The sequence below is a fragment of the Micromonospora thermarum genome, assembly GCF_012034245.1.
In the GTDB taxonomy this organism is placed as follows: domain Bacteria; phylum Actinomycetota; class Actinomycetes; order Mycobacteriales; family Micromonosporaceae; genus Micromonospora; species Micromonospora thermarum.
In genome coordinates, this window is the sequence record NZ_JAATEO010000018.1 from 43,414 (window position 1) to 60,294 (window position 16,881).

The window sequence follows — 16,881 nt, forward strand, 5'->3', positions numbered from 1 at the left end:
GGCGGTGGGGGCCGGGCCGCGCGGGGCGGGCCGCGGGCGGTCGTGGCTCTCACCGCGCGCCGTCCGGGTGTCATCGGCCGACCGCCGGGTCGATCGCGTCGGCCAGGTGGCGGGTCAGCTCCAGCAGGGCCTCGCCCAGCAGCCGCCGCGCGCCCGGGCCGAGGCCCGTGGTGAGGCGGGCGGCGACCTCGGTGGCGTCGGCCGCGGCGGCCGGCCCGCGCAGCACCGCGGCGATCCGTCGTCGTTCCGCGGTGCTGATGCGGCGTCGCTCGGCGGCCCGGATCACGCCGGCGTCGGTCAGGCAGCCGGCGGCGACGATGGCGTCCAGGGCCCGCTCGGCGCGGGTGCGCCACCGTTGGCAGTGCGGGCAGCCCGCGATGGTGCAGGTCTGCGCGTGCGGGCTCATCGCCGCGGTCACCGCGGCGACCAGCGACGGCGGGTACGGACGACGTCGGGCCACGGTGCCTCCTCTCCTCGGGGTGTGCGGGACTGGCGGCGCCACCGGCGGGTGGGTCGCGGACTGGTGTGAGGGCGTGCTCGACCGGCAGCGCGACCTGCGGGGTCGGGCCGGTCGGCGGCGGGCCGCGATGCGCGGCGGCGGGTCAGGCCACCGGCGGCTCCTGGTCGCCGGCGCGGACGGCGGTCAGGACGACCGTGTCGGCGCGGGCGTCGTCGTGGCGGTCCCGGGCGGCCATGCGGTGCCCGGTGGAGGTGCGGTACCGGTCGAGGAGGCCCTCGAAGGCGGGGTCGGTGTCGCTGGCGTCGCGCCAGAATGGCCGCTCGCCGACGGCGAGGCCTGCGCCGGGCAGGCGGCCGCTGACGTCTCCGACGTCGGCGGCGGCGATGACCCAGCTCGCCAGCCTCGGAGGTGCCGGCAGCACCGCGTGCGGCGCGGACCAGTCCCACCAGGACAGCGTCGCGTCCGGGTCGGCGTGCCCGTCGGGCTTGACGGAGACGAGGGACCAGCCGTGCCGCTCCGACCAGTGCAGGTACACGGCGGCAGCGTCGGGCAGGACCTGCGCCCACGGTTCGGGGTCGAGGGTGATGGTGATCCGGCGGCCTTCCTCGCGCAGCGCCGGGCTGCCGGCGAACGCGGCCGGCCAGGCGCTGTGCTCGAGCACGGGCACGCCGCGCAGGTCCAGGGCGACGGCGACGGCGTCGCCGTAGGCCTCGTGGGCCAGCCTCCGGTCGCCGGCGGCCGGATCGCCGGCGACCGGAGGCGGCTCCCGCCCCGCCGACCGCACCCCTCCGACGGTGGGCGGGGCGGGGGTGGGGCCGGCGGCCGCGCCCCCGGCAGGGGGTGTCGGGTCGGCCGTCGGGCCCGGGGCAACGTCTGTGTGGTCCCACCAGGGCGGTTCGGGTGTGCCGGCGCCGAGGTCGACGTGCGGCACGGGCACCATCGGCGGGGCGTAGGGCAGCCGCAGGTGCGGGTAGGCGCCCGCCCGGGCGGCGTTGGCGTAGTCGGCCACGGGCCGGGGCAGCGACACGTCAGTCTGGTCGCGGCGGCCGTCCGGGTGGTGTCGCCACACCCGCAGCCAGCCGTCGGCGAGCCACACGCCGGCGTCGGGGATCTCGCGGTGCAGCCACCGGCACAGCGGGTCCATGTCCGGGTTCCCCGGCCAGCCGCGCACCCCCGCCGCGGACAGGGTCTGCGCGACGTGGTGCCGGTCGGCGCCGAGGGAGGCGAGCATCGCTTCCACGGCCGCGGCGAGGGTCGGCTCGCGTGTCCCCCGCCCCCACGCGGCCGGGCTGCGGGCGCCGGCCGCCCAGGCAGCCAGCCGGTCGGGCACCCGGGACGCCGCGAGGTCGGTCGGCTCGACGATCTGCGCGTCGACGACGTCGTCGCGAGCGGCCGGCCCGGACGGCAGCGCGCGCAGCGCCCGCCGCCCCGGCGGTGGGCGCATCACGACCGCCGCCGGATGTGGGCGCGGGCCCGGGCGATCGCGAGGGCGACCTCGCTGGTGCCGAGCGCGTGCGGGGTCGGCCGGGCGTCGGCGTTGTCGACCAGGTCCCAGCAGGACGCCTGCCCGATCGGGCCGTTGCCGGTGCGGCGGCGGTGCAGCGACCACCGGCCGTCCCGGGTACGCAGGTGCAGGTTCGCCTCGATGATGTCGAACCGGATCGGCGCCTCGAACGCCTGCCGGTCTTCCAGGTCGACCGGCGCGCCGGCGGCGAACCGGTCGACGACGCTGCGACGCTTGCTGCCCATCAGCCGCGGGCTCCTCTCGTCTCGTACGGGGTGCGTTGCTGTGGCGGCCGCGGGTCCAGTCGGCGGCGGCCGCGCCACACGTCCAGGGCCAGGCCGGCGACCTCGTCCACGCCGACCTGGTCGACGTCGGCCACCACGAACGCCAGCCGGTGCCCGCCGGCGTGGAACTCCCAGCTGTGCACCGCGCCGAACGCCACCTCCAGGGGGGCGCTGCTGCCCTCGATGAGCCGCTGCCCGTGCCGGCCAGCCGGCGGCACCACCAGAGCGCCCGGGCGGCGCTGGGTGGGCACGGCGAGTCGCTGCAGCCGCATGTCCAGCGCGTCGAGCAGCCCGTCCCGCCAGCCGGGGTACAGCACGTCGGTGGGCAGCATGTCGCGCATGCGCAGCGCCACCGCGTCCAGGCACGAGTCGGCGTGGTCGACCCGGCCCAGCTGCTCCAGGGTCCACCCGTAGCGGCGGCCCACCTTGTACAGGCCCACCAGGCCCGCCGCCGCGGCGTCGAGGGCGGTGCGCCCGTACAGCCAGCCCCGGCGGCGCTGCGCCGCCGACGCGGTCCGGAACCCGGCGGCGAACCACAGGTCCACATCACGCGGCGGACCAGACGGCGGCGGGAAGTCGGTCACCGGAACCACCTCTTCCGTGGGCGGGCATGACGCGGGGCGTGGGAGTGCCGGCCCGGCCGGGCCGGCGGGCGGCGGGTGCGCCGGCGCAGCGCCAGCAGGCCCTGGGTCAGCCACACCGCCGCGAGGGCCATCACGAGGGCCTCACCCGGATCCCACCTGACATCCAGGTACGCCGACTCGGCATCCACGTACGCCACGACCACCAGCACCGTCACCGAGCCGGCCACCGCGGCGGCGCCGAGCGCGACGAGCACCGCGCGCAGCCGCCGGGCCAGCCCGGACAACCGATCCCACCGCTTCACCGCAGCCCTCCCCGTCGGTGCAGCCGGCGACTCCTGTGCGGCCGCGGCCGCCACGGCGACGGCGACCCGGGGCCGCGACCCCACCGGATACATGTGGACCCCGGCCGGCGGCGCCTCCACCATCGGCGGGCCGTCCTCGTCGCCGTCGGTGCGCGAGTGCAGCAACCCCAACGGGTCGTCATCGACCGGCAGCCGGGCGGGACGCCCGCCGGCGAGCACCGCCGCCAGGCCCGCCGCGGCGCGCCGCTGCCGCGGGATCACCACCGTCACGGCCGCCCCCGTTCCTTGGGCTGGACCGTGACCTGCACCCCGAGGGCCTTCGCGTGCTGCCGGGCGGCGGCGCGCAGCGCGGTGCGCGCCTTCGCCTTGCTGCGGCCGCAGTCGATGACCACCGGGGCGCCGCCGCCGTCGGGCCGGTGGACCACGCGCCATCCGCTCTCGCGGCTGTAGCGGGCCTCCACCAGCTGGTCCTCGAGCTCGGGACGGTAGACGGTGTCGAGGGTGGTGACCGCGAACATCGGCGCGTCACGCGCGTACTCGTACTCGACGACCCGGATCTCCGGGGTGCCCTGCCAGCGCACCGGCGGGGCGACCGCGTGCAGCTTGCGCCAGCGCGGGATCAACCAGGAGTAGTCCGGGCCGGTCTTGTCGGTCCACACCCGCACCGGCGCGTACTCGTTGGCCTGCTCGACGCGCTCGACGGTCTCCCACCGGTCCAGCGGCGATATGATCCGCCAGCCCTGGTCCAGCTTCTCCGCCTCGGGGCGGACGTCGTCGCAGCCCAGGCACTTCTTGTCGGCGCCGCAGCTCAGGCAGGTCGGCTCGGCCTTGTCGAGGACCTGCGCGGCCAGGCCCCGGCGGTGGCGCAGGATCCGCAGGACGGAGGAGATCGCGCCGGCCGCGTCCGGGTGGATCTCGGCGACCAGGGTGCGCAGCTCCGACATCGCTCGGTCGAAGTCGTAGTCGTCACCCGGCAGGTACGGCACCTTCTGGTTCGCCTCGTACCGCCGGTACCAGTCGGAGTCGGTCATCGCCGCGACTCCAGGACGGTGTAGACGGCGAAGGCCTCCCGCAGCCGCGCGACCGCCCGCAGCGGATCCACCTGGTCCGCGAGGAGCAGCTCCCGCACCATGTTGACCAGGTAGCGGGGCGGGTCCTCCGCCCCGTACACCGGCGGGAACAGCACCCGCACCGCACGCTCGCGGGCGTCGGCCATCTCCTGCTCGGTCAGCGGCCCGGACGGCACCGCCCGCAGTTCGGCGAGGTAGTGGCCCAGCGTCGACAGGTCGAAGCTGGCCAACGGCAGCACGTGGTCGTCGACCACCTTCAGGACCACCGACGTGGACCAGGGCGCCACGGCCTGGACCAGACGCAGCTTCTCGGCACCGGCGCCCACCTTGGCCGACTTGTGCTGGCCGTGGACGGCACCCGCGTACTGCTCCATCGTCGGAGTGGACTGTGCGGTGCACGCCTGCCGGTCACACCACACCGGGTGCGTCACCTCGGTGGCGGGGTCGGTGGGGGCGGTGCCCGGCGGGCCGGTCGTAGCGACCGGGGCAGAAACCGTCGCAGCTCGATCGCTACACGGCTCGTGGTCCCGGCCCGCCGGGACGTCATCAGGAGTGCCGGCGTCGCCGGCGCTGTCGGTGTGAACGTCGAACGTCACGACCTGCCTCCAGGAGAAGAGCGGGGGACGAAATGGGGGTGGCGCCGGGCCGCCGGGACACCTCCGCCGGCGGCCCGGGCCGGATCAGGCGGCGGGGGACCGGCGACGGACGTCGACCGGACCGCCGGAACGAGTAGGGGAGGTGCCGCCGCGGCGGCGACGGATGTCGACCGGCGGCATTGGCGCAGCGTCGGGGACGGTCTGCGGCCGGGGCGGCGGCGTGGCGAGGGGCCCGTTGAGGGCCGGCTGGTCGCCGGCGGCGAGGATCGCCCGCACGTGCTCGGTGGTGAACCGCACGAGGCGAGTGCCGGGCAGTCGGGTGAACGGGATCTCCCGGCGCTTCACCCGGACCCGCACCCACTCGTGGGACACCTTGAGCAGCGCGGCGAGGCCGTGCATGTCTAGGACGTCCTCGAACTCGCCGACGCCGGATTGAGCCATGTCAGGCCGCCGCGCGCTTCTTGATCTTCTCGGGCCTAACGCCCAACGCCAGAGCCAGCCGACGGAAGTTCGGCGGTGAGACGCGCGGGCGGTCGCCGCGCTCGATTTGGGCGAGGTAGCCGACCGACATGGGCACCTTCGGGGCGAATGACGAGATCGTTTCGCCGAGGTCCTTGCGAAGTTCGCGGATGGCCGCTCCGTCCACCTCGATGTTCGGGGACGGGTGGGCCGACCGGGTTGTCTGCCTCATGAGCTAGGACGGTACTAGTTTGAGCCAGACGAAGCAACGTCCACGCGACGCAAAGTTGGTCCGTCTGGGTCCGTTACGTGAGTGATCAGCTTGGCGTAGTGGATTGAGCTGCGTTGAGCTGGAATGATGCTCAACCATGTCGAGTGATGCGCGAGAACGCTTGGCCGAACTGATTCGGCGCCGAAGGCTCGCACTGGGCTTGAGCGAGCGCCAGGCAGCACAGCGGGCAGGGGTATCGCGCAACACATGGGCTGGTGTCGAGGACGGAACCAGGCGTACGGCTGATCACCGATTCGCTGGTATCGAGCGAGCGATGGCCTGGGCACCGGGCAGCATCGTGGCGATTCTTGCTGGCGGCGAGCCGACCGACGCGGACGCTGACGCCGAGGCGGATCTGGGGCAGCGCGAGGCTGTGACCGCCGCGCCGCCTGCTCCTCGGGACGAGGAGGTCGAGATCGTGCTGGCCGACGACAGCTTGGACAACGAGATGAAGATGGAGATCATCGAGTTGATCTACGAGCGGCGTCAACGGGACCGGGCGGCGTCCATGGAGGAGACCCGCCGCATGATCGACATGTTCCGACGTCGGTTGTCGGCCTGATCATGTGGGTCGAGAAGAACGGGCCCGTCTACCGGATCCGGGACCTGGTCCACGGCAAGAAGGTCACCATCGAGACCGGCTGGCCGAACAAGACCGCCGCGAAGGAACGGCTGATCGTCCTCAAGGCCGAGCAGCTGCGCGGTGACTGGGTGGACCCGCGGGCGGGGAAGCTGCTGCTGGGGGACTGGATCGCCACCTGGTGGCCGGTCTACAAGGCCAGCCTCAAGCCGAACACGGTGCAGTCGGAGGGCTCGCGGATCCGCACGCACATCCTGCCGCGGCTCGGGCACCTCGCCCTCGACGAGCTGGACACGCTGGTCCTGCAGACCTGGGTCGCCGCGATGCTCACCGGGGAGAAGGACCCGGACCGGCCGGACAAGTGGAAGCATCGGCCGATCGCCGTCAAGACCGTCCGCAACTGCCACGGCCTGCTCCACAAGATCCTCGCCGCGGCGGTGCAGCAGCGCCGACTCCGCGCGAACCCCTGCGACGGGGTGCAGCTACCCAAGCTGGTCCCGCGCGAGATGCGGTTCCTCACCGAACCCGAGGCCGGCCGCCTGGTCGCCGCCGTCCCGAAGCACTGGCGGCCCCTGGTGCTGCTGCTGATCATGACCGGTTTGCGGTGGGGCGAGGCGATCGGCCTGGCGGTGAAGAACCTCGACGTGCTCACCGGCCGGCTCACCGTCGTCCGCTCCATGTCCGAACTCGCCACCGGCGAACTGGTGTTCGGCACCCCGAAGACCCACCGCGGCCGCCGCACCGTCACCTTCCCCGCCAAGACCGTCGGCGCCGCCCTCGCCGGCCTGGTCGTCGACAAGCACCGCGACGACGTCGTCTTCACCGCCCCCAACGGCGGGCCGGTCCGCACCCGCAACTTCCGCCGCGGCTGGGTCAAGTGGACCGAGAAGGCCGGCCTGCCCGGCCTGCGCATCCACGACCTGCGCCACACCCAGGCCGCCTGGCTGATCTCCGCCAACAAGCCGCTGTCCGCGATCTCCCGTCGCCTCGGCCACGCCTCCATCGCCGTCACCGACGGCCTCTACGGCCACCTGCTGCCCGAGGTCGAAGAGGGCATCCTCGCCGTGCTCGAGGCCGCCCTCACCCACATCGACCCGGCCCTGCTCGACATCGACGACAGCGTCGACCTGGCCCTCACCGACGCCGCCGCCGGCGACGACACCGCGGACGCCGGCGACGAGGTGTACCTGACGGCGGACGAACTGGAGGCCGCCATCGAAGCCGAGCTCACCGATGACGAGTGATCCGGTGACCGACGATCTCGCAGCCCTTCGCCGGCTGATGGAGAAACACGGCGTGTCCGTCCGCCTCTGCCGTGGGGACCTCTCCGACCCACACACCGCTCAGGCGATCCGCCGGGTCGTCGAACAGGTCAGCGCTGGACAGTGGAAGGAGCACCGTGGCCGCAACCACCCCGCGGGAAACCGCGCAAGCCGTCATCGACAAGGCTCACCAGGCACTCGTCGAGGCGCTCGCCCTCACCGCCGACGCCGACGACACCGCGGCCGCCGGCCCTGACCACCTGTCACACCTGGCCGAGACGCACACCGCCCGGGGCGTCCGACTCTACGAGAGGCTGCCCTGGGTGAAGCTCGCCGAGGACCTGAGGGTGAACGTTGACGCCGCCGTCACTGTCGACAGCGACGACATCGCGGCGCGGGTCATCACGGTGGCCACCGAGCACGCCAGCCGAGCCCGAGACCGGATGCGCAACCGCCGGGCGATGCCGATGCAGGAACCCGACGCCGTCACCCGGGCCGTCCAGGCCGAGGCACGCCGCCGAGCCGACCAAGCGTTCATCAACACCCTGGCCGCGCTCGGCATCCACTCCGACCGGTGACAACGGTCGAACCGCCCTAACTTCCGGGGCCTACTCACTGAGCTGTTGGAGTGAGCACGCGCCGATGTCGTACACATTCTATGGCGTACGACATTTCTGTTATCATGGAAACATGGCTGATCAGCCCTTCAGGGAAGCCGCCCAGCGGGCCTACAGGCGGCTCAACAACGACTACATCAGGATGCAGGTCGCCAGCGACTCCGCACGTTCGCACGGGTGGTGGCGCAACCTGGTCGAGCACGGGCCATGGGCTGGGCACTCGGGCCGCACGGCGCCACCGAGCCCAGAGGCCATCCCGGGCATCGCCAAGCTCTTCCGCGTCACCGAGGACCAGGTGCGGGAGATGATCGCCGCCGACTGGTACGGCGTGCAGCCCGACGTCAACGTCTCACCGCGGGCGCTGCAACTCGCCCAAGCGCTCGACGAACTCGACGAGGCCGACATGGCCCTCGCGGAAGGCCTGATTCGGCGCCTAGCCACCTTTTGATCTGGCGGCACATAGCCAACGGCCGCGAGAGGTGCGCGCGCTCCCGAGCGGCCCTGAAGCCAGCTCGCGGTCATCGAGGCCTGGGAGAAGAGCCGGCCCAGGGCACGGCTGGCGCAAGGGCAAGAAGCAACCACCGGCAACCGAGTGAGCCCCCAGGGGCCTACTGGCTTTCGGCGAGGCCGGACGGTAGCTACGCCTCGCTTGGTGACCCGCCGTCGCGGCAGTCCGCCTCTGGGGTCAGGCCGCCAGTAGGAGGGCCGGTCTTGCCACCTGTCGGGACACGTCCCGCTCCATGAGCTCACCGATGGTGATGCTCTCGGAGTCGCCCCACTCGTCCAGGGGCCGGGCCGCCTCGTTGAGGTCGCCGCTGTTGGCGATCTCCGTGGTCCAGATCAGCGTCTCGTCGACGGCGCAGACCACGACGGCGGCCTCCCCGGACGGGTGCAGCTGCGCGCCGAGATCGTTGATTCGGTCGCTCGCGACAGTGCAGATCAGGAGGAGGTCGCCAGTGCGGGTGCGGTGGGCGGACTCCAGCCGCTGGCGCTCATCCGGCCTCGTCAAAACCATGTTCGCGACGCGGTTGGCGACCTCGTTGCGGGCGATGACGTGCTGGTCCATTCGCACGCGAACCGCGACCGGGACGCCGGCCAGCTCGCGGGCGTACTCGACATGCAGACGCACCCGGGTAGACGCCGGCACCTCGGCGAAGCGCAGGATGTCCGGCAGGTCCCGCTGAAGCTGGGCGAGGGTGGCTCTGCCGGCCGACAGGTCGGGCACCTGCGGGCTGTACAGGCCCACGCCCTGATCCTCCTCGCCGGAGCTCAGGACGATCAGATCGATTACCTGATCCTCATCGCTAGGCATTCCTCAGCACCTCCCTCGCCTCGTCCATGGACAACCCGACCTGCTGTACCAGTATGACCCGCACCAGTCGCGGCGAGACGGTGTCGCCGTCATGGAAGGCGAACGTCAACGGTGGCCGCCCGTCGCACACGAGGCGCCGGTGAGAACCGGACTGCCTGACAACGCGGTAACCGAGCTGGCTCTGTAGAAGGCTCAGCATTGCCCGAGCCTTGATTGACGGCCAGTCGCTCCCCATTCCGTCATTGTGGCCCATTCGACTCAGGCACTGTGCAGCGCCTTCCCGCCCGGCGGCGAGCCCGAGATCATTTCTAGGGAAAATCTAGGGGAATTGGCGTGCCCTGCCGTACCCGTTGATACCCGACGACCCCCGTCACCTGCTGGTCAGCGGCCTGCCGGGCCTGTGACCTTGAGGGCTATTCGGGTTCAATTCCCATCAGTCACCCGGTATGACGAAGGCCCCCTCCACACGGAGGGGGCCTTCGCCGTTGGCTCAGGGAGTCGGGGTGACGTCCGGGTCGGCGCCCTCGGCCGCCGGCGGCTCGTACGGCAGGGCACTGCCCTTGACGTACTCCTCCCAGCTCATGTTCCAGTCGGTCCAGCCGTTGCCGTTCTGGAGCCGGCGCTCGGTGCCCTTGACCGTGATCGGGTCGCCGATCCGCGTGTTGGCGAAGAGCCACGCGCCGTTGGCCATCGAGACGTTCACGCAGCCGTGGGAGACGTTGACGGTGCCCTGCTGCCCCTCCGACCAGGGGGCGGCGTGGATGAACTCGCCGCCCCAGGTGAGGCGCTGCGCGTAGTCGATCTTCGTGCGGTAGCCGTCCTCGGGGCCCAGCTCCTCGAGCGTGTCGAAGACCGTCTTCCGCAGCTTCTCGATGACGACCATCGTGCCGCTCGACGACGGGGTGGACTTCTTGCCGAGGCTCACCGGGATGGTCTTGACGACGTTGCCGTCCTTCGCGACGGTCATCCGCTTGGTCCTGTTGTCCACGGTCATGACCAGCGACGGGCCGATCTTGACGTCGACGGACAGGTCGGACCGGCCGTACCAGCCGTCGCCGAGCGGCAGGCCGCCGGCCTGGATCCGGTACGACACGGTGCTGTTCGCCTTCCAGAACTCCTTCGGGCGGTACCGGACCTCGGTCGGGCTGACCCAGTGCCAGATGCCCTCCTGCGCCGGAGTGGCGGTGACGGTCATCCGGCGTTGCAGGTCGTCCCGGTGGTCCTCCGGGATCGCCCGGCCGAACTTCACGATCAGCGGCATCCCGACGCCGACCACCTGGCCGTCACCGAGGAAGCTGCTGATCCGGACCTGCTTGGCGGGCTTGGCCATGGTGGTGAAGGTGCTGGTCGCCGTGGCGGGCCGGCCGTCGTCCCCGGTCGCGGTGACGGTCGCCGTGTACGTCTCGCCGTACTCCAGGGCGCCGCTCGGCAGCCAGCTCCCGCCGTCGGCGGCGAGGGTGCCCTCGACGGCCTCGCCGGACGAGTCCTTCAGCTCGACGGTGGTCTCCTGGGACTCCTTCGCGGTGAAGGTGATGCCGGTCGAGGCCGGTACGTCCTTCACGTCGGCGGCCGGCTCGACGATGGTGACGGCGGCCTTCGGGGGAGGCGCGGCGTTCCCGTCGCCGTCGCGCCACCCGGACGATTTGTCGTCGCCGCCGGACGTGCACGCGGCGGTGAGCGTCAGCGCCGCGGCGAGAAGCCCGGCCGCGAGCGCGCGACGTCGCCCACCGCGCCGGGTCGGCTGGTCCTGGACAACTCGCATGGTTTCCTCACAGTCGTGGTGCCGATTGCCCATCCTCTCTCAGGGACGCACCAGACCTGATACCCGTTGCACCGGGTGAACCGAAACACACGGGCCGAGCTGTCCGAACGTCGACAGCTCCGATGCTGGTCAGGAGGGTGGGCCGGCGCTCAGAAGGGCGAGCCGGCACCGCCCTCGGGCACCGGCAGGGCGCTGCCCTTGACGAACTCCGACCAGCTCAGGCTCCACGCCGTCCAGCCGTTGCCGGCCGCCAGCCGCCGCTCGGTGCCGGTGACGATGATCGGGTCGCCGATCTTCGTCCTGCCGAACAGCCAGCGGGCGTTGGCCGTCGACACGTTCACGCAGCCGTGGGAGACGTTCTGGCGCCCCTGCACGTGCTCCGACCAGGGCGCGGCATGGATGTACTCACCGCCCCAGGTGAGCCGCTGCGCGAAGTCGATCTCGGTGACGTAGCGGTTGTCCGGGTCCGGGTCGTCGCGGGTGTCGAAGACGGTGGACTCCTTCTTCTCCATCACCACCATCGTGCCGCTGGAGGACGGGGTCTTCTTCTTGCCGAGGCTCACCGGCAGGGTGCGGACCACCTGGCCGTCCTCGTACACCGTCATCCGCTTGGTCGCGTTGTCGACCTTCATCTCGAACGCGCGGCCGATCTTCGCGGTCGCGACCCGGTCGACGTTGCCGTACTTGCCGTTGCTCAGCGGGATACCCGCCAGCGCGATGCGGACGCTGAGGGTCGTGCCCGGCTTCCAGTACTCCGGGGCACGGTAGTAGGCCTGGGTGCCGCCGTCGATCCAGTGCCACGCGCCGGGCTGCGGCGGGTCGGTCTGCACGAACATGCGCTTCTGCACCGCCGCCCGGTCCTTCTTCGGGATGCCGGGGCTGAACTCGACGACGACCGGCATCGCGACGCCGTACTCCTTGTCGTCGAAGAGGTAGAGCCCGGAGCCGATCATCGACTTCGGCTTCGCCATCGTCGTGAACGTGCTGCGCCCCTCGCGAGTGCCACCGTCGGCCGCGGTCGCGGTGACGGTCGCCGAGTAGCGGGTGCCGTACTTCAGCGGCGTCGACGGCACCCACGACGAGCCGTCGGCGCGCAGCCGGCCCTCGACCTGCTTGCCGTCGGCCGCCGTCAGGGTGACGGCGGACACCTTCGCACCGTCCGGCAGGGTGGCGGCGATCTCGGCGCTGACCGGCCGGTTGGTCGACCCGTCGGCCGGCGTGACCGGCAACGGCGGCCCGTTCACCGCCGTCGGCTCGGCCGGGGTGGCGCTCGCGGTCGGGTCGCTGCCCCCCACGAATCTCGCCTGCTCCGGATCGCCGCCGCACCCCGCCAGCGCCAGCGACGCCACCAGACCGAGGGCGCCCAGCGCCGCCCCGGCCCGCGTGAACATGCCCATCCCCACCCCAGTCCTCGCGTACCTGGCGGACATCGTGCCGCATCACCGCTATTGCGTACGTGCCCTGGCGCTCAGGCGTAGGCCCTTTCGCCGCTTTTACCCCATAAGCTCGACCGAAGGGGGGAGCCGGGGATCGGATTGGAACCCGGCTGACGGGCCGTGCTAAGGTTCTCCCCGTTGCCAGCGAGCGCCGCTAGCTCAACTGGCAGAGCAGCGGACTCTTAATCCGCGGGTTCGGGGTTCGAGTCCCTGGCGGCGCACCAGCAATCAAGGCCCTGACCTGGCGTTTCACGCTGGGTCGGGGCCTTTTTCGTGTCCCGCCGGTGGCCGGGTGCTCGTTGGGTGCTTGGGAGCGGTTGGACGGTTCCGGCAAGCCATGGACGCGGTGCCGTGACCTTGGATCAAGCCGCACAACGCCACAGGGCGTCGCCGCGCGGCCGGTGGTCGCCGGTCGAGACGTCGCTCCGTCTCGTGAGTTCCCCGTGCCCTATCTTGGCTCTGGTCCCTTCTCGGGCGCGGCGTCCTGTGGATCATGCGGGAAGATCCATGCCGTGGATGTCCCCGAGCTTCTTGGTCGAGCTGCCTGTCACGTGCCCGTGGTCGCGGCGGGTGAGGCCGGCACGACGGTGGCCGATGCGAACGAGTACCTCGACCACGATGAGTGGGAAATCGCGCTGGACATCCTCGTCGAACTCGGCGACGCATACCGCACCGAGACCGCCTTCTGGGATCTCCTCGCCGAGGCCGCCAGGATGATGTGGCTGTCCCGGACCGAGCGGTGGTGCCACTGGCGTCGGGCTGAAGTCGTTCACGGGGTGGTTCGCGCGGACCTTCAGCTCGTCGATCCGGGCGTCGCTGGCGGCAGGCGGACTCCCATTCCGGGCGACGGGCGTCTCCGTCCGCTGTGGGACATGGGCGCTGTGACGGCGGCGGGCGACCCGGACCTGTCCGTCGCGCGGCTCTGGGTCGAGTCGCTGCCGGATCTTCAGCCCGGCGGGAGAGCGGTGGTTCGCCTGGCTCCGCTGAGCCCGCAGCGGTGGCGACGTCTCGTGCCCGGCGACGTCATCACGATGCATGAACAGCGGCCAGTGGCCGGGACCGCGACCATCGTCGAGTCAGCGTTCTCCGTTGACGAGGATCATCATCTGTGACGGAGGGTGACGGCGGGCGGGTTCAGGCATGCCTCGGCGTTGAGTTGATCGCGGGCGTTTGGCACCGCTTCTGGGGCTGCCGGCTCTGACGCCGGTGTGGCTTAGAGATCAACAACAGGTTGCCCACTATGTGTTTTATAGGCGTTATTATGCTCGGCCCTTCGGTGGATTCGCTGAACAGTGATCTCCAAAATCTGCCCCTAAACCGCGATTAGAAGGGTGAGGGAACTCCGCGGGGTGCGCCAGCGCTTCGTTCAGCGGTCCATACGGCATCCGACGCCGCTGCAGATGATCCTGGTGGCCGTTCGCGGCGAAGGACCTCCCATCACGTTGCGTGATGAGCGATCGAAATGGCTATGAGCCGTTGATGTTCGGCGGGATCATCGGGACATGAACGACCGTACGGCCGTGCGGCGGTTGTCGCCGCGGCGGTGGCGGATCCTGTCGTTCCTGGCGCAGCACGGTTCGGCGTCGACACTGGATGTGGCGCTGGTCTGTGACGTGTCGCGGCTGACGGCTCACCGGGACCTGGCCTGGTTGCACGACGCGGGGCTGGTGCGCCGCGATCGCTCGGCGGAGGACCGCACCCACACCTGGTGGTACGCGGCCACGGCGCAGGGAGCCGAACTCCTCAGTCGTGAGCTGGCGGCATCCGGGCGGTCGGTGCCTCTGCAACTGGGCCGACGGCATCCGAGCCCGGCGGATGCCCTGCTGTTCCTGCCGTTGGTCGAGGTGTCGCGGCGGAATGCCGGGACCTGCGAGCTGTTCCAGTGGTTAGCGACGATGGAAACCTCGGCGTGGCTGCGCCAGCATGACCTGGCCCACCTGCGCGCCGACGGCTACGGCGTCTGGCTCGAGGACGGGCGCTGCCTGCGGTTCCTGGTGCACGTTGACCGAGGCCCGGTAGGCGACGCCATCGCCGAGCAGGAGAAGCGGACGTCGGGACTGAGTGGGCTGCTGACCGGCTACCGGCGTAGCCACCGAGCGGTGCCGGTCGGGGCGGTGTTGATCATCGCTCAGGACGCCGAACGGGAAGAGCAACTGCTGACCGACCTGGTCCGCGATCCGCTACGACCGCAGATTGCGGTGACCACCAGGGAGATGCTGTATCGGCACTGGCCCAATGATCAGGTGTGGAGGCTGCCCGGGGACGGCATGGCCCGGCGGCTGACCGACCTCGGAGCCTGATTTCTCTCATGCCTCCGATGCTGCGTTGCACGTTGGAGTCAGCTGCGATCAGTCCTGCCGGCCGGCACCTCGCCGGCCAGCCGGGTCGCCGCTTCGAACGCCGTCGCCCACGGGAATGCCTTCTGGCGGCTGTTGCCGCTGCCGGGCGGGTGCGGCTCCCATCCGTCGTCGGTTCCGAGAAGGACCCGGACGCGCTCCGCACGGAGGTCCGCCACGGCACGTTGGAAGGGTGCGCGGGCGGCCAGGGCGGCGTTGACGAACGGGACGACCACTGTCGGCACCCGCCGGCCGATCAGCTCGGCGACCGTGGTCATCGCGTAGTTGTCGGCGATGCCGAGGGTGATCTTGTTGACGGAGTTGTAGGTGGCGGGGGCGATGATGAGCGCGTCCGCGGCGGGGAGCGAGCGGCGGGCGCCGGGGGACGACCGGTAAGTGGAACGGACCGGGTGCCCGGTCAGCCGCTCTATCGCTTCCATGTCGATGAACTCGAGGGCGCTGGGGGTGGCGGTGACCGCCGTTGTCCACGATTGCTGCATCGCGGTGGTGATCAGTTGTGTCACGTCGGCGGCGGGCCCAGCAGCGCAGACGACGATTTGCAGGTGGCCGCCAGTCATACGCGGATCCCGGCTTGCTGGGCGAAATGCATGACGGCGGTGCGGACGTGCCCGCGGGTGAGGACTGCCAGGTCGCTGGCGATGCGCTGCACCGCTGGCCGGCACCGGATCTCCTCTGGGGCCACCTCATACGCGCTGCGTAGCGCGTTCAGGCCGTGCTCGAAGCGACCCCACTGCGTGTAGGCGCGGGCCACGTCGACGAACAGGGAGGCCCTGCGTCCGGCAAGGCTGATCTTGTCCAGTGGTACCTGGCGGGCGAGGGCTATGGCGGTGCCGGCGTCGCCCAGGGTCAGCGCGATGTTGACGCGATGCAGCAGGACATTGGTGGCACCGAAGCCGGTCCATCGGTCATTGCCGTCGTAGCCGAGCCGCCTGGCGGCTTGGGAGGCCTCGTCGAGCATGGCCTGTGCGTTGTCACGGTTGTCGTCGCGGGCGGCGGCGATAGCACCGCGGAGCAGCAGGGCGCCGTAGACGGCGACCGCGTCGGTCGAGGCGAGTCGGGTGCCGAGTCGGAGGTTCTCGGCCGCGTCTTCAGCGAGCTGCCGTGCCTGATTGCTGTGGCCGTTGCTCATCAGGGCGTGGGTCATAATCCGGGCGCTCGTGGCCATCGCCACCGGGTCCTGACTGGTTGCAGCGGCACGGGTGCTGCGTTCGGCGGCGACCAGGGCCATGCCATTGTCACCGACCTTGAGCAGCATGCTGCCGACGACGTGGTAGAGGTCGCTGGCGAGGGCTTCTACCTGCGCTCGCTGCTCGCCTTTGGTGTTTGCACGAGTCGGTTCCAGCGCGGGCAGCAGGGCCGCGAGTCCGGCGAGAACCTGCTCGTACCGGCAGGCCTGGTAGTCGGTCTTAGCTGCGGCGACGTTCCGAGCGAACTGCCGGAGCGTTAGGGCAACTCGCGTGGTGGTTCGAGACGGTGGTGCGACCAGCGCGTTGAGCAGCGGTGCGACGCTCGGCAAGGCCATGCCGCCGATCGTCACGCCCGTCAAGAGGTCCCTGCGCCGCACGTCGCCGTCCGAGTCGATGTCGTGAATGCTGCCGTCGCCAGTATGGACGTGCGTGGCGGTGACGGATGGCTTCGCGGGATCCGCAAATGCACCGCTGGTACCTGCTCTCACCAGTGCATCGAAACGCTCGCGGACGTCCGGGGTGGCCCGCGCCAGCACCGTGTCCAGGGCAGCCTGCATATCGGCACGCAGGTAGATCTTGTCGCCCTGGCTGCTCCACTTGGCCACCGTCCGCCGGGCAGCGCCCAGGTGTTCGGCGAAGCTGGTGACGCTCATCCGCAACGCCCGGCGCAGCGCGTTTGCTTCCCGGCCGGTCCAAGTCGTCACCGCAGCCATCGCACGTCCTTCCCCTACGGACAGTCGGCCGGACGATCGTAACGGCACTCGGCGTGCTTGCAGGTGCACCGTGAGTGCACCGCCAGGACATCCCCATCGCCGCGTTCACGAGCGAACCTGATCGT

21 protein-coding genes and 1 tRNA gene are annotated in these 16,881 nt (G+C 71.2%); 7 read left to right on the top strand and 15 right to left on the bottom strand.

Annotated features, from left to right (window positions below; translation table 11 throughout):
• Positions 1–70: 70 nt before the first annotated feature.
• The 9 genes from HCJ94_RS17440 to HCJ94_RS17480 form a co-directional block, all read right to left on the bottom strand.
• Positions 71–460 (bottom strand): hypothetical protein, encoded by a 390-nt coding sequence (locus tag HCJ94_RS17440; protein WP_168002087.1) that lies wholly within the window; start codon positions 458–460, stop codon positions 71–73.
• A gap of 142 nt (positions 461–602) precedes the next feature.
• On the bottom strand, positions 603–1,904 hold the full coding sequence (locus HCJ94_RS17445) for a DUF6292 family protein (RefSeq protein ID WP_168002088.1): 1,302 nt from the start codon (positions 1,902–1,904) through the stop codon (positions 603–605).
• A complete protein-coding gene (locus HCJ94_RS17450) occupies positions 1,904–2,209 on the bottom strand; it encodes a hypothetical protein (protein WP_168002089.1) in 306 nt (101 codons plus the stop codon). Before HCJ94_RS17450 ends, HCJ94_RS17445 begins: the two co-directional genes overlap by 1 nt.
• Entirely contained in the window at positions 2,209–2,832 is a 624-nt protein-coding gene (locus HCJ94_RS17455) for a hypothetical protein (RefSeq protein ID WP_168002090.1), read from the bottom strand. The genes HCJ94_RS17450 and HCJ94_RS17455 overlap by 1 nt, the downstream gene beginning before the upstream one ends.
• Positions 2,829–3,404 (bottom strand): hypothetical protein, encoded by a 576-nt coding sequence (locus HCJ94_RS17460; RefSeq protein ID WP_168002091.1) that lies wholly within the window; start codon positions 3,402–3,404, stop codon positions 2,829–2,831. Before HCJ94_RS17460 ends, HCJ94_RS17455 begins: the two co-directional genes overlap by 4 nt.
• Complete coding sequence (locus tag HCJ94_RS17465) at positions 3,401–4,165, bottom strand: hypothetical protein (RefSeq protein ID WP_168002092.1); 765 nt, start codon at positions 4,163–4,165, stop codon at positions 3,401–3,403. Before HCJ94_RS17465 ends, HCJ94_RS17460 begins: the two co-directional genes overlap by 4 nt.
• Positions 4,162–4,578: a hypothetical protein gene (locus HCJ94_RS17470; RefSeq protein ID WP_168002093.1), complete on the bottom strand. Its 417-nt coding sequence runs from the start codon at positions 4,576–4,578 to the stop codon at positions 4,162–4,164. The genes HCJ94_RS17465 and HCJ94_RS17470 overlap by 4 nt, the downstream gene beginning before the upstream one ends.
• A 306-nt stretch (positions 4,579–4,884) precedes the next feature.
• Positions 4,885–5,241 carry a hypothetical protein gene (locus HCJ94_RS17475; RefSeq protein ID WP_168002094.1) on the bottom strand — a complete coding sequence of 119 codons (357 nt, stop codon included), beginning with the start codon at positions 5,239–5,241 and terminating at the stop codon, positions 4,885–4,887.
• Position 5,242: 1 nt separating this feature from the next.
• On the bottom strand, positions 5,243–5,491 hold the full coding sequence (locus HCJ94_RS17480; protein WP_168002095.1) for a helix-turn-helix domain-containing protein: 249 nt from the start codon (positions 5,489–5,491) through the stop codon (positions 5,243–5,245).
• 136 nt (positions 5,492–5,627) lie between these two features.
• Between HCJ94_RS17480 and HCJ94_RS31675 the strand changes: the two genes are divergently transcribed.
• From HCJ94_RS31675 to HCJ94_RS17500, 4 genes are all read left to right on the top strand, one after another.
• Positions 5,628–6,092 carry a helix-turn-helix domain-containing protein gene (locus tag HCJ94_RS31675; RefSeq protein WP_168002096.1) on the top strand — a complete coding sequence of 155 codons (465 nt, stop codon included), beginning with the start codon at positions 5,628–5,630 and terminating at the stop codon, positions 6,090–6,092.
• Positions 6,093–6,094: 2 nt separating this feature from the next.
• The gene (locus HCJ94_RS17490; protein ID WP_168002097.1) at positions 6,095–7,354 is read left to right on the top strand and encodes a tyrosine-type recombinase/integrase; all 1,260 of its coding nucleotides are present in this window, start codon (positions 6,095–6,097) and stop codon (positions 7,352–7,354) included.
• A gap of 155 nt (positions 7,355–7,509) precedes the next feature.
• Positions 7,510–7,950, top strand: a complete 441-nt coding sequence (locus HCJ94_RS17495; protein WP_168002098.1) for a hypothetical protein — start codon at positions 7,510–7,512, stop codon at positions 7,948–7,950.
• Positions 7,951–8,062: 112 nt separating this feature from the next.
• Complete coding sequence (locus HCJ94_RS17500; protein WP_168002099.1) at positions 8,063–8,437, top strand: hypothetical protein; 375 nt, start codon at positions 8,063–8,065, stop codon at positions 8,435–8,437.
• Positions 8,438–8,674: 237 nt separating this feature from the next.
• Here HCJ94_RS17500 and HCJ94_RS17505 read toward each other — a convergent pair whose 3' ends face one another.
• The 4 genes from HCJ94_RS17505 to HCJ94_RS17520 form a co-directional block, all read right to left on the bottom strand.
• Entirely contained in the window at positions 8,675–9,235 is a 561-nt protein-coding gene (locus HCJ94_RS17505; RefSeq protein WP_168002100.1) for a hypothetical protein, read from the bottom strand.
• A 58-nt stretch (positions 9,236–9,293) separates the two neighbouring features.
• On the bottom strand, positions 9,294–9,554 hold the full coding sequence (locus tag HCJ94_RS31500) for a type II toxin-antitoxin system HicA family toxin (protein ID WP_373684329.1): 261 nt from the start codon (positions 9,552–9,554) through the stop codon (positions 9,294–9,296).
• Between the two features lie 237 nt (positions 9,555–9,791).
• On the bottom strand, positions 9,792–11,063 hold the full coding sequence (locus tag HCJ94_RS17515; protein ID WP_168002102.1) for a L,D-transpeptidase: 1,272 nt from the start codon (positions 11,061–11,063) through the stop codon (positions 9,792–9,794).
• A gap of 149 nt (positions 11,064–11,212) precedes the next feature.
• Positions 11,213–12,460 carry a L,D-transpeptidase gene (locus tag HCJ94_RS17520; protein WP_168002103.1) on the bottom strand — a complete coding sequence of 416 codons (1,248 nt, stop codon included), beginning with the start codon at positions 12,458–12,460 and terminating at the stop codon, positions 11,213–11,215.
• Positions 12,461–12,647: 187 nt separating this feature from the next.
• Here HCJ94_RS17520 and HCJ94_RS17525 point away from each other — a divergent pair.
• From HCJ94_RS17525 to HCJ94_RS29665, 3 genes are all read left to right on the top strand, one after another.
• A tRNA-Lys gene (locus HCJ94_RS17525) sits at positions 12,648–12,723 on the top strand.
• A gap of 288 nt (positions 12,724–13,011) precedes the next feature.
• Positions 13,012–13,611 (top strand): hypothetical protein, encoded by a 600-nt coding sequence (locus HCJ94_RS17530; protein WP_168002104.1) that lies wholly within the window; start codon positions 13,012–13,014, stop codon positions 13,609–13,611.
• Positions 13,612–14,001: 390 nt separating this feature from the next.
• Positions 14,002–14,799: a DeoR family transcriptional regulator gene (locus HCJ94_RS29665; RefSeq protein WP_240944301.1), complete on the top strand. Its 798-nt coding sequence runs from the start codon at positions 14,002–14,004 to the stop codon at positions 14,797–14,799.
• 38 nt (positions 14,800–14,837) lie between these two features.
• On the opposite strand, the gene HCJ94_RS17545 is transcribed toward HCJ94_RS29665, so the two are convergent.
• Together HCJ94_RS17545 and HCJ94_RS17550 are read right to left on the bottom strand one after the other, a co-directional pair.
• Complete coding sequence (locus HCJ94_RS17545) at positions 14,838–15,413, bottom strand: flavoprotein (protein ID WP_168002106.1); 576 nt, start codon at positions 15,411–15,413, stop codon at positions 14,838–14,840.
• Entirely contained in the window at positions 15,410–16,756 is a 1,347-nt protein-coding gene (locus tag HCJ94_RS17550; RefSeq protein ID WP_168002107.1) for a hypothetical protein, read from the bottom strand. The genes HCJ94_RS17545 and HCJ94_RS17550 overlap by 4 nt, the downstream gene beginning before the upstream one ends.
• Positions 16,757–16,881: the final 125 nt, after the last annotated feature.